Consider the following 15,673-nt stretch of genomic DNA (forward strand, 5'->3'; position numbering starts at 1 on the left):
CACCGATACTATGAATTACTATAATGGCTTAGGTAGTATAGACATAAATAATGCACGTGTTAATTTTAATATAACTAATAGAACTTTAGAAATAAATGCTAATAACAGACCTTTTAAATTGATTGTAGACGAGGATTTTTCTATAAAAATTGCAGAGTTTAACACCTATGAAAATGAGCAATATACTTTTACAAATCATTATCAAGATAAAATGAGTTTCCAAGATATAAATACGTTAGCAAAAATAACTAATCTATCTCATAAAGAATTTGTTACAATTTTATCTAATAATTATACGCTAGAAGAAATAAAGGAGATTGCAGATAAATATAAAGCAATAGATAAAGAGGCATTAAATTTATTTATAGGACAAAATTATAAGCTTTTTTATAGCTCTGATCAAACTGAAAATCCTTTTAAAAATCATACTCCATTTTTAAATTAGTAGACAAGTCTTTAGAAGAAAGTCCAATCCTTAATCTAATGCCTGTTGACCTTAAAATATCATATAGCTTCTTATTTAGAGGACGAAGTCGATATAATAGGCAATGACAGCTAAATCCTCTATCTACTACAATGCGAGCTGGCATACAATACATATTGGCATGCAAGAAGATTTAAGCTACACTGCAAAGCTTGCCAATCACTTAATACATAAAAATGGTACGCAATGGCTTTATGTTCTAGATCAGGCATTAAATTTATACCAGCTAGGTACTCAGACTATGCAGATAGCAGGCGATATAAGAAAGCTAGTAGCAGGCACATCGCTGGTAGACTTAAAGAAAAATTTACAAAATCTTGACTCTGTAAGATTTGGTATGTAGGTATCAAGGGGAGTAAGTACTACAAATAATTTAGTAGTTGAGAGTTTGCAGGACGTAATACAAGATTTTGATATGATTACTAATGGATTAAATAAAGAAGAAAAAGCAGCTTTGAAAACAAGATTCAGTTTGCTCAAAGATGCTTGCTCAAACAAAGGAAGCTATTTATGCCAAAGCATTTGATATTTCAACGCACTATTTAAAAACATTTAAAGGCACAGGTTTAAAAGGTATGTTAATAGCTCCTTCTAGATTAATTGCCGTTCGTTTTAAAAAATTTTTAGATGATATAGGACAAGTAAGTTCTGAAGTTGTTATATCTGCTACTGATGACCGGGACAGTTATAAAGATATTGAAAGCGAAAATGAATTAGATAAATTTATAAAAAACATGAGGGAACAATATGGAACAAAATTTAATAATAGAATTATTAAAAAATTTAAAAGTTCCGATGATCCTGAAATTTTAATTGTAGTTTCAAAATTACTAACCGGTTTTGATGCACCGCGTAATGTCGTTATTTACATATGCAAAGAATGAAAAGAGTATAGTCTTTTACAAGCAATTGCTCGTGCGAATCGTCTATTTGAAGAAAAAGGGAAAACTAAAGAATACGGTTACATAATTGACTATGTAGGGTTATCGAATCAATTAAAACAAGCACATCAATTTTATGAAAATTATGGTTTAAACAATTTTGATAGAGAAGATTTAGAAGATGCTATATTTTTTGTAGATGATAAATTGAAAGCATTTTTTCCGTTACTACAAGAAATTAAAAATATTTTTATAAATGTGCCTAACGATTTGGATTCTGAACAGCTCGAACAGCATTTAGCCGATGAAGTTATACGCAATAAGTTTTATTTCTTGTTGAATAAATTTAAAAATCTGATGTTTATAGCTTCTAATTCTTATGAATTTTATGAAGAAAAAGAACAAGTTAATTTACAATATGAATAAAATTTAATAAGCTCAAAGAGATAGTGGAAAAGCGTTATAAAGAAAAACCGGATAAAAAAATATATACCGCTCAAGTCATGAAGTTGCTTGATGAGTATGTTATTGCCGTTCGTATTACTAAAACTGAGGCGGTTAACATTCGGTCATGGATATGGCTAATCAAATACAAGATACTATTAAGGCTTATATCAATATCGATCCTGCCTTTTATCAAAAATTTTCTACCCTTAATAAATAACACAATAATACAGCATCATAATAAACGTTTATCGGATAGTGATCTTTTAAAGAGAGTTAAAAAAATAAGAGCTGAATTTAAAAATGATGTGCCAAGTGAACTCGGCACTAACAAAACAATAATAGCTTCTTACAGAATCGCAAAGATCAAAATCAGCGTGAAAATGCCATTCAAATTGCTCTTGATACCTATGACATCATTAAGCAGGAAATAATTGTTCATTGGACAAAAAACACTTCCATTTTAAATGAAAAATTCACTTGATAATTATTTTGTTGATGTTGTTAAAAAAGAAATGAGGATTGACTTTAATAATGAAAATTTAAGTGATGTTGTGGAAAGCCTAATTGATTTTGCTAAAGATCATGAAGCTAAATGATTTGGCTTAAATAACGCAAATAGCGAATTATTGCATAATGCGCTATTGTAGAATTTTTAAGCTATCAATATTTATATAATATCTTTAGTCGTATTATCGTAATATTTTCCTAATATGTCTAAAGCGTTTTGGTCATAGTCATTTTGAGCTTTCATATGCCATACCGGTTCATAATCGCGAGCTGCTAAAAAATGTTTTGTATAATGTTTTAATTCTCTCTCACCTGAGTTACCAAGTTTGTATGAAAGTGTATAAGAAATGGTGGGTTGATTTGGGGCCTTTTCTATTTTTTATTGAATATAATTATACTGTAATGCGTTTGTATTGCCTATAATGTGGATATGAAATTTATGTGTCTGTTGTAAGTTATATATCTCTGTTAGCTTTTCAGGTTCTATTTTGCACATAGCATTCCAGCCTTGATCAAATACCTCATTATCTCCTATAGGATTACCGTTTTTTGCTTGTATAAGCTCATTCATTTTCTTACGAAATTTTGCGGTAGTTATTTTACCGGTTTTATACTGATCTATTATTCCGTTAGTTTTTCTTCTTCTTTTGCCATAGTAGCAATACCCGGTATACTTAGTCCGCTGTATTTGCTAAATTTTATTATAGCGAGTTCCCTCTTGGTTAAAATTACCTGAGAATATTTAAAAACATGAGCTTTTATCATAGTGATTACCTATAAATTGTTAGTTTTAAAAATATAAAATTGTTAAATACAAAATCAATATTATAATATTAAGAAATCATATTTAGGGTAAAATAATGAGTTTAAAATCCGCTTGGCTAGATACGCCTCTTGGTTCTATGCTGGCAATTAGTGATATAGAGAGGCTTTATTTGCTCGATTTTGTTGAAAGTAAAGGATTAGAGTATAAAATTAAAAGACTTAAGATTAACACAAAATCGGCTATTACTGAAGATCGCACTAGACCGATTATATCAATTGAAGAGGAGCTTAAATCTTACTTTAGCGGTACTTTGCAAAAATTTAATACTCCGATATATCTTTTAGGAAGCGAATTTCAAAAATTAGTATGGCAAGAGCTAATGAATGTACCTTATGGTGAAACAAGAAGTTACTTTACCCAAGCTAAATTAATAGGTATGGAAAGATCTTATAGAGCCGTTGCAAATGCTAATGGAGCAAATAAATTTGTTATAATTATTCCGTGTCACCGCATCATCAATAATAACGGTAAGCTTGGCGGTTATGGTTCAGGGCTAGATCGCAAAAAATGGCTTATCGAGCATGAGAGACAGAAGTATTAAATAAAAAATCAATGCCTGAATTTCGGTTACAGGAGTTTTAAAAAGTTCATATAATATAATTATAAATTTATATTATAGGATAAATTAATATGTTTAATAAGCTTCAAAGACAAGAATATTATCAGGCATTAATTAATAAAGATGACAGATATGAAAATATCTTTTTTGTAGCGGTTAAAATAACAAGAGTATTTTGTAGACCGACTTGTCCTGCACGGAAACCTAAATTTGAAAATTGTGAATTTTATAAAACTGCTAAGGAAGCTTGGTATGCTTCATATAGACCTGGTCAGCGTTGCAAGCTTCTTTCACATCCTTGGTGAAGCTTCAGGTTTAGTTTGTACTCTTGTTAATGCTATTGAGTTTAATCCTGCTAAAAGATGGAAAGATAGTGATTGTGATGAGCTATCAGTAGATGCTTCTACAGCACGTTGCCAATTTAAAAAACGTTTTGGTATGACGTTTGTAGAATATGCGAGAGCAAGGCGTATGGGTATTGCGATGAAGCAAATGCGCATGGGTGCATCGGTCATGAATACACAAATTGATATGGGTTATGAGTCAAGTAGCGGTTTGCGAGATGCTGTCTCTAAAATAATGGGAGGACCCGCCGACAAAATTTAACCGGCATTTAAATATTTTAAAAGCGGCTTGGCTAGACTGGCAATTAGTGATGAAAAATTGCTTTATTTGCTAGAGTTTGTTGATAGAAGAGGTTTGGAGCGTGAACTTGAGAGGCTAAGGATTAAGACAGAATCTGCTATTATTCCTGGAAGCACTGAACCGATTTGAATGATTGAAGAGGATCTTCAATTGTACTTTAACGGTACTTTACAAAAATTTAATACGCCTATATAGCTTTTAGGAAGCCCATTTCAAAAAATGGTTTGGCAAGAATTAATGAATATACCTTACGGTGAAAACGAAGCTATTTAAATCAGGCTAAAGTTTTGGGCAAACCTAATTCTTATAGAGTTGTTGCAAATGCTAATGGTATGAATCAGTTAGCAATCATTGTTCCTTGTCATTGTATTATTAATAGCAATGGCAAACTTGGAGGCTATGGCAGGGGATTACATCGTAAAAAATGGCTTATTGAACATGAGAGACAATTTACAACAAATTAGAAATATTTTACTTGAGAATGCTACTATTCCTGTAGAACGTAGAATGCTATTCTTGAAAACTAGAGAAGGAGAGCATGACCGATTTATTGGTGTTACCGTGCCGACTTTACGTACAATAGCTAAAAGTTATTTATAATTTGGATATGGAGGATTTAAGCCGACTTATTACTTCAGAATTTAATGAAGAGAAATTTTTAGCATTAGCTATTTTGATTATGCAATATCAGACAGCACAAGATAAAGAGTTTTTGTATAATTTTTATTTAAACAATATAAAACACGTAAATAATTGGAATTTAGTGGATGCATCAGCTCATCATATAATCGGAGCTTATTTATGGGATAAAGAAAAGGATTATCTCTTTACAATAACAAAATCGGAAATTCTATGGGAAAGACGAATAGCTATAGTTGCTACTTGGTATTGTATCAAAAATAATACATTAAATACGACTTTTGAAATAGCAAAATTACTCTTAAACGATAAACATGATTTAATGTATAAAGCAGTAGGTTGGATGTTACGTGAAGCAGGAAAAAAAGATGCAAAACAATTAATAGATTTTTTGGATCGCTATACTTTACAAATGCTAAGAATCGCAGTTCGTCATGCTATAGAGAGATTACCACAAGAAGTGTACAAAAAATATCTTTTAAAAAACTAGATTTATATTTAATCTATGTTAATATTTCATTTTAATTTATTAAGGGTATTATTATGCTAAAAACATTACTAATTAGTTTTATAACTTTAATTTGTGCAGTAAACTATGCTGATGCTGATAACCAAACAGCTCGAAATCCTAATTCTACAACTTCTTCTTCTGATCAGCCCGATGATTTACCTGCAGAGGCAGCCGTTCACTTTGCACAGCCTTGGGCAAGACCTACAACAAATGTGCAAGGTAAAGTGAGCAATTCTGCTATGTATTTTACATTAATAAATAGTAGAAGTAAGAGTTATAATTTAGTGAATATATCTTCAGATAAGATAAGTGGAATAGAAATTCATCAAACAATTAATGATCAAGGGATTAGTAAAATGGTAAAAGTGGATTATCCATTTTTAATTGCCGGTAATATTAATGTTGATTTTAAGCCCGGTGACATGCATATTATGCTTTATGACCCAAAAGTAGATTTAAATGTAGGAGATGAGTTTAAAATAACCTTTTTCTTTGATGACAATACACGAAAAATAGTGAATGTTAAAGTCGCAAATGACAATCCGTATAATAAAACGGGGAATTGAAGGTTATTGTTGCATGGTGCACTCTTCTATGTCATGCCCACAAAGGCGGGAATCCAGTAAAACCTATAAAAAACTTGTTTTTTTAGGTTTAATGTGTAATTTTTATATCAATATTAAGGTTATTTTTTCTGGATTTCGGCTTTTAGCTAAGAATGACATAGGACCACTATACACATGACCCTAGAAATTACCGGAAGTGAGTTAATTAAATCTAAACTTATAGATGCTCCTGAACGTTCAGGGGTTTATCGAATGTTTGACGTTAACAAGCAAGTTCTCTATGTCGGTAAAGCTAAAAATTTAAAGAAACGCCTTACTAATTACATTAAAAGCAATTTAGATAATAAGACGCTTCGGATGATTGCAAATACTTGTTTTTTAGAGTATAGCATCACTAATTCCGAAGTTGAAGCACTACTTTTAGAAGCACAGTTAATCAAGAAATTTCAGCCGAAATTTAATATTCTTCTTAAGGACTGCAAGTCTTTTCCTTTCATTAAGTTACGTTTAGATCATGATTTCCCACAATTACTAAAATATCGAGGTAAAACTCTAAGTGACGGGAAGTTTTTTGGTCCTTTTGCCTCGAGTGCGGAAGTTAATACTACTTTGACCGAACTACAAAAAATTTTTAAATTACGTTCCTGCACGGATAATTACTTTAATTCACGTACTCGCCCTTGCTTACAATATGAAATAAAACGTTGTTATGCTCCTTGCGTCGGTAAAATAAACAAGGAAGACTATAGAGACTTAGTAACTCAGGTTAAGGATTTCTTACAAGGTCGCACTAAAGAACTCCAAGAGAACCTATCTAGAAAGATGGAAGAGTTAAGTAGTCAGATGCGTTTTGAAGAGGCGGCAGAAATTAGAGATCGCATTAAAGCACTGAGTTATGTGCAGCTTAAGGCAGGGGTTTCAGATGTCGTTAAAGACGCAGATATAATCGCTATTGTGGAAAAGAACGGGCATTATTGCGTGGAAGTGTTTTTATATAGGGCAGGGCAAGCATGCGGTAATATTCCTTATTTTCCTACTTCTACCGAAAATAGTACCAAAGAAGAAGTATTAGAATATTTTTTATTACAATTTTACCAAAAACAACACGTGCCTGCGGCAATTATAATTAATCATGAAATTAATGATAAAGAGAATGTGATAGAGGCGATTAAGAAAATCAACAATATACTTCAGATTAATATTACAGTACCTAATAAAGGCGGTAAGGCTAAATTAGTTCAAAATGCTGAGACAAATGCTTTATTTTCTCTAGAGCAGTATTTGAAGAAATTTGCAAAAAATCAAGAGATTATGTTTGAAATTAAAGAGCTATTTGGTCTTTCTGAAATTCCTGAAAGAATTGAGATTTATGATAATAGCCATATTCAAGGTAAGTTTGCGGTTGGAGTGATGGTAGTTGCTGGTAAAGTCGGTTTTGATAAAAAAGAATATCGGGTTTTTAATGTTCATGCTCCCTCTTTCGTATGTCATTCCCGTGAAAGCGGGGATCCAAAAAGGTTAATGGATTCCTGCTTTCGCGGGAATGGCATAAAGAACTGCGGGGGTGACATAAAAGGTGACGATTATGAGATGCTTCGGCAAGTCCTAACAAGGCGGCTTACAAGGTTAAGGCAAGAGCCGCATAAATTGCCAAGCTTAATGATTATAGACGGAGGCAAAGGGCATTTAGGCGTTGTTAAAGAGGTGATGGATAAATTTGAAATGAATATTCCTTTTGTTTGTATGTCAAAAGGAGTAGATAGAAATGCCGGTTTTGAACAGTTCCATGTGATAGGTAAGGAAGTATTTACTCTAGATAAGAATTTGCCGGTTATGAAATATTTACAAATCTTACGAGATGAGGCACATAATTTTGCCATAAAGAATCATAGACTAGGTAGATCACGTGCTATAAAAATATCACGCCTTGACGATATAGAGGGCGTAGGTGAAACTCGAAAAAAAGCATTACTGCATTATTTCGGTTCGTATAAAGCAGTATGCGACGCAACCATATATGAGCTTGCTAAAGTAAATGGTATTAACAAGTTACTTGCTGAGATGATTTTTAATGTTTTGCACAGAAAAAACTAATATTATAACTCATGAAAAACCTAGTTGTATGAGTCGCGATGTCATTCCCGCGGAGGCGGGAATGCAGTCACTAAAAAGTCTAGACATATTAAATTTAAAAAATTAAAAGCTCGATTTTCCTACTTGTCACTGAATTCCCGCTTCCGCAGGAATGACATCGAGCAGGTTTCTGGATGCATGCAAAAGGCTAGCTTTTTATATCCTCAATAGGATCTTTAAGTTCTTGGCATGCTTCGCCTATTAATTTAGGTTCATCATTCTGAGATAAATCATTAATATTAAATTTAGTTAAGTCAGGATAATATGGAGTCATTGTACTATGAATAGAATAATTTAAAGTTCCTGTCATTAAAGAGTTAACAGCATCATTTTTTGCTTAGTAGAGTAATACATATTACGCATATTTTCTGAATACGTAGCTATATCAGCTAAAGTGCTTTCATTAACGTCATCACGTGAATTTAAGCTTAAATTTTATTCTCCCATTCTGGTCTTCAATAGGAATTATTATGCTATATTTTCCTTCAATACTATTTTGCTTAGACATAAAATCCTCATAATTCAATTATTAACCTTGAGTTAATATATTAAATTATTTAAAACTGCAAGTAAATAGATAATATATTTTATATGACTTTCTTCGTAATGACATTAGAATACCACCATCCTAGAATAAATATCACAAGACTCACCATTGTCCCTATAAACACTCCTCTAAGGTTGAAATATTGCAACGATAAAGAATAATATTCCCATATTAAGAAGATAGCTGCTCCGCCAAGTGATAATAAGACCATTATAGTTTTAGATGTTCTGATACCAAAAAGCGTTGTTATTAACGGTACTAATGTTACCGGTCCCCAGAAACCAGTGAAGAATACTACTAAGTCAATTACATTACTAAATTTTAAAGCTACAATTATTGCAAAACTTCCTATTATAACGTTAATAATTCGAGCAATTAATAATAATTTTTGCTGATTTTTAACCTTAAAAATAGGATTGATTATATCTTTAACAATAGCTATAGAAGTAACGTTTAAATCAGAATCAGCAGTAGACATAACGGCAGCTAAGAGTCCACTCATTACTATCCCTTGAATTAAAGTTGGGATGATTTGGTTGATTAAATAAGGTAATACTAAATTTGACGGTTGTTTTGGATAAAGCTTATAAGCAATTAAACCATTTAAAGTAATGCAAATCAAGAAGAAAAAATATATAGCGGATTTTGCATATATTGCTTTAGTTGTTTGCGTAGGATTTTTATTAATTAAAGCTCTTTGAATAAATGTAGGATATAGATTCATGACGCTAAAACTTAAAGCTGCTGCAATTGTATAAGAAAGTAGGTTGCTCCGATCAAAATTTGCATTTTCCGTAGGTAGGTTATTAATAAAATCTATAAAACCGATTTTATTTAAACTGATAAAAGTTATGGTTGGTATAGCGATTATCATCGCCAAAAATTGTAGTAAATTAGTAAAAACAATAGATTGTAAACCGCCTATTGTAGTATATATAAGTACTATACTATAACTTAAAATTACCCCATTTACATCATTTATTTCTAAGATATATTGAAAAATATAGCCGCTGACGCTTATTTGAGCAGCCAAAAACCCCACTGAAACGATAACCGAACTAACCCCTCCGATAAAACGACCTATATTACCGTAATATGTACTTAGGATATCGCCGATGCTTTCAGCTCCGTAATGTTTGGCAATTAAAGGCACTATATAGATTGCAATTAATATATCTATAGGTATTGTAAGTATAAGAGCGTAAGCATAATATTCATGCCCCAAAAAAGCCTTTTCCATAATGCCAAAAGTTGTGGCTCCTCCGACAGAACTTACAAATATCGTAGCTATTAATAACAGCTTACTATTTTGCGCTTTACTTTCAACATTTGCATAGTTCTTAAAACTACTATTTTTAGCTCGGTAATATATACCAATAAGTAGAATAGATATTAGGTATATGAATACGATAATATTATCAATAGGTAAATTAAACATAAATTAGATTTTAAAGCTCAAACTTAGCATTTGTTCACAATATATATGTAGTCAAGAATGCTAGATTTATAATTATGTGTCATAATCTGTTCCAAGAAGTTCAGTATCTGGTGTCCAAATATCTTGGTTGGGATCATATTTCTATATTTTACAGTGGGGTTTAATTTTTGTTCAGTAGTTTTTTTCTTTAGGGGATAGTTAGCGTTTGATTGAGTTGTAGTTTTTATATTTTTACAATATTTATGTATTTTAAAAATACCTATTTTAAGTTGCGGCATAATTAACCTTTATTTATGTAAAAAATAAAATCATTATTAACATTAATCAATAATTATTTCAAATAAAACATAATAAAAATTAATTAAGTCAATATTTTTTAAATTAACCTATATTAAAATAGTTCTATAGGTCATTATTGAGTATGTTTAAGAAACCTATTCATGTACTTCACCAGCTAATTCAAGTCCCAACTCTTCAGGATTTTCATTAGCAACTACAACAATTTTAGATATTCTTGAACCGGTATAGAAATTTGTAGTGTCATTTAATTTTTCTATATCTTTAGTGGTAACAAGAGAATTATCTATTGTGCTAGAATTATTATTTTGAGACGCTATTGCAAAGCTTAAAAAAGCTTTTAATTCAGGTTTATCATCGGGTACTAATTCTATTAGTTTTTATCTCGATGATCTGCTCCATATTATTAAATTTAACCATTTCTGTGTAGCCTTCATGAATAACTAATTGAAGAGGTGTATATCCATCTAAATCTTTTAACTCTGTTGAAGCTCCTTTTTCTAGTAAAAATTCAGCTATATCATAAAGTTTGCGGTAAATAGCCTTATGTAGAACTGTATGATAAAACGAATCTTGAATATTGATATCATCACCTTGATGATCTAAAATCTTTTTTATAAGATGTTTTAGTTGAGCGGTTTGAAAAAACTTGGATTGGTAAAAAGAATATGCTCCGTAAGTGATGTGAAACTGTTCGAATAGTTTATCTAGTGTAATGTTGTAGTCGGAGTCTTGTGCAGAAGATGAAGATATCAGTGGTACTTCTTGAATGGCCGATAAACTAATGCTAGGGATAAAATTGGAAGAAGCAGGTGTCGTCTTGCTCTAGTAAGGTAATATCCAGACACCATACCTATATCATAAGAAGATGTTTGTTTTGTTATTAGAGTAGCCATCGTTTCTATTTCTCTAACTTTAGCCATAAAATTACTATAATCATTTATCTGAAATTAATATATTAAATAATATGAATTTTCAAGGTGAAAATCACTTTAAAAAATCCATAAAATCATTAGATTAAGCTTTGTTGTGTGGTTCGATGTTATTCCTGTATGGTGTTGTTGTGTGGATCAATTCCCCCTCTGTCATCCCACGACTTGATCGCGGAATCCATTCTAAAATACTAATATTAGTATTTTAAATTATTTTTTTGGATACCGTGGTCAAGCCACGGTATGACATCTTAATAATTTAACTCATCCTTGTTAAAAACCCTTGACTCCTTGATATTCCTATAATATCCTATAATTTCCCATTAAATCCCAAATTAACCCAATGAATGTATTTTTATCTAAGTATGTAAATGGTGTTGATAAAAAGAGTAGGGTGTCGGTGCCGGCGAATTACCGTGCGGTACTAGGTAAAGAATTATTTAACGGTGTAATTGCTTATCCGTCGATTAGGAATAATTGTATAGAGGTGTGCGGTATTTCGCATATCGAGAAATTAAGGCAGATGATAGAGACGCTTGATCCTTATTCCGAGGAGCGTGATGCGTTTGAGACTATGATATTCGGGGAAGCTGTACAACTTGCCTTTGATGGGGAGGGAAGAGTTATATTGCCGCAATCTTTAATGAAGCATGCAGGAATCGAAGAGCAAGCATGTTTTGTAGGTAAAGGGGTGATTTTTGAGATTTGGCAGCCGCAGAATTTTGAGAAATATTTAAATGCCGCTCAAAAAATTGCTCATGAAAAGCGCTTAACTCTAAGGAATGCTCATTAATGATACAATCTCACGTGTCTGTAATGCTAAATGAAATGTTAGAGGCCTTAAGCCCAAAAGCCGGTGAGTCTTATTTAGATTGTACGTTTGGAGCAGGAGGATATAGCAAAGCAATATTAGAAAGCTGTAACTGTTATGTCACAGCCTTGGATCGTGATCCAAACGTGATTAAAAGAGCCGAAGAAATTCAGCAAAATTACGGTGAGAGATTTGATTTTGTAGAAACAAATTTTGCGGATAGTTTTGCAAAGCTTAAGGAAAAAAAATTTGATGGGATAGTGCTGGATTTAGGCGTTTCATCAATGCAGTTAGATATAGCAGATAGAGGATTTTCGTTTTTGCATGACGGACCACTCGATATGCGTATGAGCGGGCAAGGGCTTAGTGCCGAGGAGTTTGTAAATGCGGCAGAGGAAAAAGAGCTAGCTGACGTAATTTACAAATACGGAGATGAGAGTTTTTCACGAAGAATTGCTAAGAGAATTGTAGAATATAGAAAAACGGCGAGAATTGATAGTACAACCAAGTTAGCCGAGATTGTTAGAAGTAGTATAGGATTTAGAAAAGGCAAAATTGATCCTGCAACTAAAACCTTTCAAGCCATTAGGATTTATGTAAACGATGAGCTTGGGGAGTTAGAGCAGTTTTTAGTGAATGTAAAAAATATATTAAAGAAAGATGGACGTTTAGTTGTGGTGTCTTTTCACTCTTTAGAAGATAGGATAGTTAAGAATTTCTTTAAAGAAAATTCGGAAAAGCCGGTAGTAAGATCAAAATATGCTAAAGAGGACATGACGATTGATCCAAATAAATGGCTTAAGATTATTACTAACAAAGCTCTAGCACCGTCAGATAAAGAAGTAGGGCTAAATATTAGAGCGAGATCGGCAAAACTTCGAGCAGCAAAAGCGATATATGAGTAATTAATTATGAGTATAAGAAAGCTTCACTATTTAACATTATTGATAACAATTATAGCAATATGTAGTTTGTTTAGCATAAAGGAGCGAGTCTCAACTCTTGATTATCAATTAAGTAGCGTTGTAAAACAGATAAATAGTGAGAATAATAATATTCATATTTTAAAAGCAGAGCAAGCTTATCTACTTTTGCCGGCTAGATTGGAAAAACTTGCGGCAGCTTATTTAAAATTAGAAACAGTTAAATCTTATCAAATGATAAAAGATCCGTTAGGGCCAAATATCGATCAAAATATTAAATTTAATCATAATATTAGTATTTCCAAGAGTAGTAAATGGCGTTACAAAAGAATTACAAATAATAAGTATATACAGACTGTTTCGAGTAGAGTGAAGGATACTCGATGAACTTCAAAAATTGGCTACGTCATCCTACAAGTACTGTGGTACTCACGTATTAAGTATACGCTCCGTTCCTCGTCTTGTGGATTCCTTGCTCTTTTTAAAGTTGATCTGCGTATCTTGGTAGGATTGTTGCATGGCTTGGAAAAAGCGTTCGATGTCATTTCTGCGTAGGCGGGAATCTAGGGTAAAGCGAGATAAATTGAGCTTTTCAAAAAATCTTGATTTTAAAGATTTTTTATTTTTCAAATCAAGTTTTGAAAAGGTTTTAAAGTACTGGATTCCTGCTTTCGCGGGAATGACATAAGGATTGCGGAAATATTAGTGTTTGAAACACCATAAATAACATATGAAACAAATTTGGGAAAAATGGAAACCTACAATTAAAAGTCTAACAATTTGGAATGTTTGTAGTAAAAATACAAAAATCCGCTTATTAATGGTTATTTGTGTCTTTTCTTTTCTTTTTTGTACTTTATCTTACAGATTGATAATCGTTGCTACGAATGTTTACGATAAAAATATTAATTCCTTTAAAAAAAATCATCAATTTAGAAAAGAAATAGTTGATCGAAACGGTAATTTATTAGCAGTGAACCTACCTTCTGCCTCATTATTTGCTAATCCACAAATAGTACTTGATCCTGAAACTTCCGTAAAAAAGCTAGCAGAAATTCTACCTGATATTAATAAAGCTAAATTACTTGCAGAACTTAAGTCAAATAAAAGCTTTATATGGGTAAAAAGGGATGTACTACCTAGTCAGCAAGAAAAGATAACTAGCCTTGGGTTACTTGGTTTTGAATTTGAAGAAGAGCAGAAACGAATTTATACCTTTTCTAATTTATTGTCGCATGTTGTCGGTTATGTAGGTAGAGACTCGGTAGGGCTTAGTGGCTTAGAGCTCGCTTATGATAAGTATTTAACTAATTCTGATTATGAATTAAACGAACCAAAGAATCGGAAAGAACCGCTTCAATTATCTATTGATATCAGATTACAAAGTATTTTAAGTGAGGAGATTGATAAAACTTTAAAGCAATTTAAGGCCATAGGAGCAGTAGGCATTATTGCTGATCCAAATAATGGCGAGATTTTAGCATTAGTAAATAAGCCTGATTTCGATCCGCATTATCCGAGTTTAGCCAAACCGGAAGAGCTGTTTAATATAGCAAGTCTCGGGATTTACGAAATGGGTTCGGTGTTTAAGGCATTAACTATGGCAGTCGGCTTTGATACCGGTGCAATAAATATGAATGATGCTTATGATATAAGTTATATGAAAGTAGGAGGATTCCAGCTTAAGGATTATACGCCAAGGCAAGGATGGCATAGTGTACCTGAGATTTTTCTATATTCTTCAAATATTGGCACAAGTCAAATTATGCTTGAAATCGGTAAAAGCAATTTTAAAAAATACCTAAAGAAATTAGGTCTATTAGATCAGTTGCAAATAGAATTACCTGAACGAGGTACTCCGTTATTTCCTTCCGAGAAAAGATGGAATGAGTTAACAAGTGTTACTATGTCGTATGGCTACGGCATTTCGATTAGCCCTTTGCATTTTGTTAGAGCAATGTTACCGGTTGTTAACGGCGGTACTTTATATGATCTTACTTTATTAAAAAGAAAGGATAAAAAAGTAATAGGTACAAAAGTTTTTAGTGAAAATACCTCTACCCAAATGAAGAAATTATTTAGAGCGGTAGTAAAAGAAGGTAACGGTAAAAGAGCAGAGGTCAAAGGCTATCTTATCGGCGGTAAGACCGGTACGGCAGAAAAACTTTCACAAGGGGCAGGAAAAAAGAAATATCTAAAAAATAGTAGAGCGTCATCATTTTTAGGTATACTGCCTGCATCTAACCCGCAATATATTATTTTTATTAGATTTGATGAGCCGAAACCGACTAAAGAAAGCTTTGGCTTTGCAACCGCAAGTTGGACGGCTGCCCCTACTGCCGGTAGAGTATTTGAACGTATGATATCTTTATATGGTTTAGAACCGATAGAACAAAGTGAGGAAGAAAGTTAAAATATTACCTAATAATTATAGATTTTGTCATTGCGAGCAGGCATTGTTGCGTAGATCGGTAAAACCTACTTGATGTCATCCCCGCCTATGCGGGAATGACATAAAACGATCTGT

Annotated in this window: 22 protein-coding genes and 1 pseudogene; 18 read left to right on the top strand and 5 right to left on the bottom strand. The window is 32.3% G+C overall.

The window, feature by feature from the left end:
- Window positions 1-10: 10 nt before the first annotated feature.
- From RSIB_RS00650 to RSIB_RS10280, 6 genes are all read left to right on the top strand, one after another.
- On the top strand, window positions 11-445 hold the full coding sequence (locus tag RSIB_RS00650; RefSeq protein ID WP_004998075.1) for a hypothetical protein: 435 nt from the start codon (window positions 11-13) through the stop codon (window positions 443-445).
- A gap of 160 nt (window positions 446-605) precedes the next feature.
- Window positions 606-827, top strand: coding sequence for a hypothetical protein (locus RSIB_RS00645; RefSeq protein ID WP_016728226.1), 222 nt, complete (start codon window positions 606-608; stop codon window positions 825-827).
- A 139-nt stretch (window positions 828-966) separates the two neighbouring features.
- Window positions 967-1,368, top strand: coding sequence for a type I restriction enzyme subunit R domain-containing protein (locus RSIB_RS00640; protein WP_004998081.1), 402 nt, complete (start codon window positions 967-969; stop codon window positions 1,366-1,368).
- A gap of 204 nt (window positions 1,369-1,572) precedes the next feature.
- Window positions 1,573-1,791, top strand: coding sequence for a hypothetical protein (locus tag RSIB_RS00635; RefSeq protein WP_004998084.1), 219 nt, complete (start codon window positions 1,573-1,575; stop codon window positions 1,789-1,791).
- A 23-nt stretch (window positions 1,792-1,814) separates the two neighbouring features.
- The gene (locus RSIB_RS00630; protein ID WP_004998085.1) at window positions 1,815-2,243 is read left to right on the top strand and encodes a hypothetical protein; all 429 of its coding nucleotides are present in this window, start codon (window positions 1,815-1,817) and stop codon (window positions 2,241-2,243) included.
- Window positions 2,244-2,276: 33 nt separating this feature from the next.
- Window positions 2,277-2,408 (top strand): hypothetical protein, encoded by a 132-nt coding sequence (locus RSIB_RS10280; protein ID WP_016728227.1) that lies wholly within the window; start codon window positions 2,277-2,279, stop codon window positions 2,406-2,408.
- 290 nt (window positions 2,409-2,698) lie between these two features.
- Here RSIB_RS10280 and RSIB_RS06580 read toward each other — a convergent pair whose 3' ends face one another.
- On the bottom strand, window positions 2,699-2,890 hold the full coding sequence (locus RSIB_RS06580) for a hypothetical protein (protein WP_032850890.1): 192 nt from the start codon (window positions 2,888-2,890) through the stop codon (window positions 2,699-2,701).
- 50 nt (window positions 2,891-2,940) lie between these two features.
- On the bottom strand, window positions 2,941-3,084 hold the full coding sequence (locus RSIB_RS09250; RefSeq protein ID WP_016728228.1) for a hypothetical protein: 144 nt from the start codon (window positions 3,082-3,084) through the stop codon (window positions 2,941-2,943).
- A gap of 95 nt (window positions 3,085-3,179) precedes the next feature.
- Between RSIB_RS09250 and RSIB_RS00625 the strand changes: the two genes are divergently transcribed.
- The 8 genes and pseudogenes from RSIB_RS00625 to uvrC all read left to right on the top strand — a co-directional run bounded on the left by RSIB_RS00625 (window position 3,180) and on the right by uvrC (window position 8,159).
- Complete coding sequence (locus tag RSIB_RS00625) at window positions 3,180-3,686, top strand: methylated-DNA--[protein]-cysteine S-methyltransferase (protein WP_004998087.1); 507 nt, start codon at window positions 3,180-3,182, stop codon at window positions 3,684-3,686.
- 89 nt (window positions 3,687-3,775) lie between these two features.
- A complete protein-coding gene (locus tag RSIB_RS08310) occupies window positions 3,776-4,009 on the top strand; it encodes an Ada metal-binding domain-containing protein (protein ID WP_081440496.1) in 234 nt (77 codons plus the stop codon).
- Window positions 3,957-4,310, top strand: coding sequence for a helix-turn-helix domain-containing protein (locus tag RSIB_RS00620; RefSeq protein WP_004998089.1), 354 nt, complete (start codon window positions 3,957-3,959; stop codon window positions 4,308-4,310). The genes RSIB_RS08310 and RSIB_RS00620 overlap by 53 nt, the downstream gene beginning before the upstream one ends.
- A gap of 27 nt (window positions 4,311-4,337) precedes the next feature.
- Window positions 4,338-4,813, top strand: a pseudogene (locus RSIB_RS10535) (methylated-DNA--[protein]-cysteine S-methyltransferase).
- A complete protein-coding gene (locus RSIB_RS08320; RefSeq protein ID WP_016728229.1) occupies window positions 4,788-4,949 on the top strand; it encodes a hypothetical protein in 162 nt (53 codons plus the stop codon). The pseudogene RSIB_RS10535 and the gene RSIB_RS08320 overlap by 26 nt, the downstream one beginning before the upstream one ends.
- A gap of 7 nt (window positions 4,950-4,956) precedes the next feature.
- Window positions 4,957-5,478 carry a DNA alkylation repair protein gene (locus RSIB_RS00615; RefSeq protein ID WP_004998091.1) on the top strand — a complete coding sequence of 174 codons (522 nt, stop codon included), beginning with the start codon at window positions 4,957-4,959 and terminating at the stop codon, window positions 5,476-5,478.
- A gap of 53 nt (window positions 5,479-5,531) precedes the next feature.
- Complete coding sequence (locus tag RSIB_RS00610) at window positions 5,532-6,065, top strand: copper chaperone PCu(A)C (protein ID WP_004998093.1); 534 nt, start codon at window positions 5,532-5,534, stop codon at window positions 6,063-6,065.
- A gap of 174 nt (window positions 6,066-6,239) precedes the next feature.
- Complete coding sequence (gene uvrC / locus RSIB_RS00605; protein WP_004998094.1) at window positions 6,240-8,159, top strand: excinuclease ABC subunit UvrC; 1,920 nt, start codon at window positions 6,240-6,242, stop codon at window positions 8,157-8,159.
- A 187-nt stretch (window positions 8,160-8,346) separates the two neighbouring features.
- Here uvrC and RSIB_RS09255 read toward each other — a convergent pair whose 3' ends face one another.
- The 3 genes from RSIB_RS09255 to RSIB_RS10540 form a co-directional block, all read right to left on the bottom strand.
- Window positions 8,347-8,508, bottom strand: a complete 162-nt coding sequence (locus RSIB_RS09255) for a hypothetical protein (protein WP_004998095.1) — start codon at window positions 8,506-8,508, stop codon at window positions 8,347-8,349.
- Between the two features lie 277 nt (window positions 8,509-8,785).
- Window positions 8,786-10,183, bottom strand: a complete 1,398-nt coding sequence (locus tag RSIB_RS00600) for a sodium:solute symporter family protein (protein WP_004998098.1) — start codon at window positions 10,181-10,183, stop codon at window positions 8,786-8,788.
- A gap of 651 nt (window positions 10,184-10,834) precedes the next feature.
- Entirely contained in the window at window positions 10,835-11,275 is a 441-nt protein-coding gene (locus RSIB_RS10540) for an ankyrin repeat domain-containing protein (protein WP_337459659.1), read from the bottom strand.
- 480 nt (window positions 11,276-11,755) lie between these two features.
- On the opposite strand from RSIB_RS10540, the gene mraZ reads away from it, so the two are divergent.
- The 4 genes from mraZ to RSIB_RS00580 all read left to right on the top strand — a co-directional run bounded on the left by mraZ (window position 11,756) and on the right by RSIB_RS00580 (window position 15,559).
- Window positions 11,756-12,205 carry a division/cell wall cluster transcriptional repressor MraZ gene (gene mraZ / locus RSIB_RS00595; protein ID WP_016728230.1) on the top strand — a complete coding sequence of 150 codons (450 nt, stop codon included), beginning with the start codon at window positions 11,756-11,758 and terminating at the stop codon, window positions 12,203-12,205.
- Window positions 12,205-13,128, top strand: coding sequence for a 16S rRNA (cytosine(1402)-N(4))-methyltransferase RsmH (rsmH, locus tag RSIB_RS00590; RefSeq protein WP_004998102.1), 924 nt, complete (start codon window positions 12,205-12,207; stop codon window positions 13,126-13,128). Before mraZ ends, rsmH begins: the two co-directional genes overlap by 1 nt.
- Window positions 13,129-13,134: 6 nt before the next feature.
- Window positions 13,135-13,533: a cell division protein FtsL gene (gene ftsL / locus RSIB_RS00585; protein ID WP_004998104.1), complete on the top strand. Its 399-nt coding sequence runs from the start codon at window positions 13,135-13,137 to the stop codon at window positions 13,531-13,533.
- 343 nt (window positions 13,534-13,876) lie between these two features.
- Window positions 13,877-15,559, top strand: coding sequence for a peptidoglycan D,D-transpeptidase FtsI family protein (locus RSIB_RS00580; protein ID WP_004998105.1), 1,683 nt, complete (start codon window positions 13,877-13,879; stop codon window positions 15,557-15,559).
- Window positions 15,560-15,673: the final 114 nt, after the last annotated feature.

The organism is Rickettsia sibirica 246, from assembly GCF_000166935.1.
GTDB lineage: Bacteria > Pseudomonadota > Alphaproteobacteria > Rickettsiales > Rickettsiaceae > Rickettsia > Rickettsia rickettsii.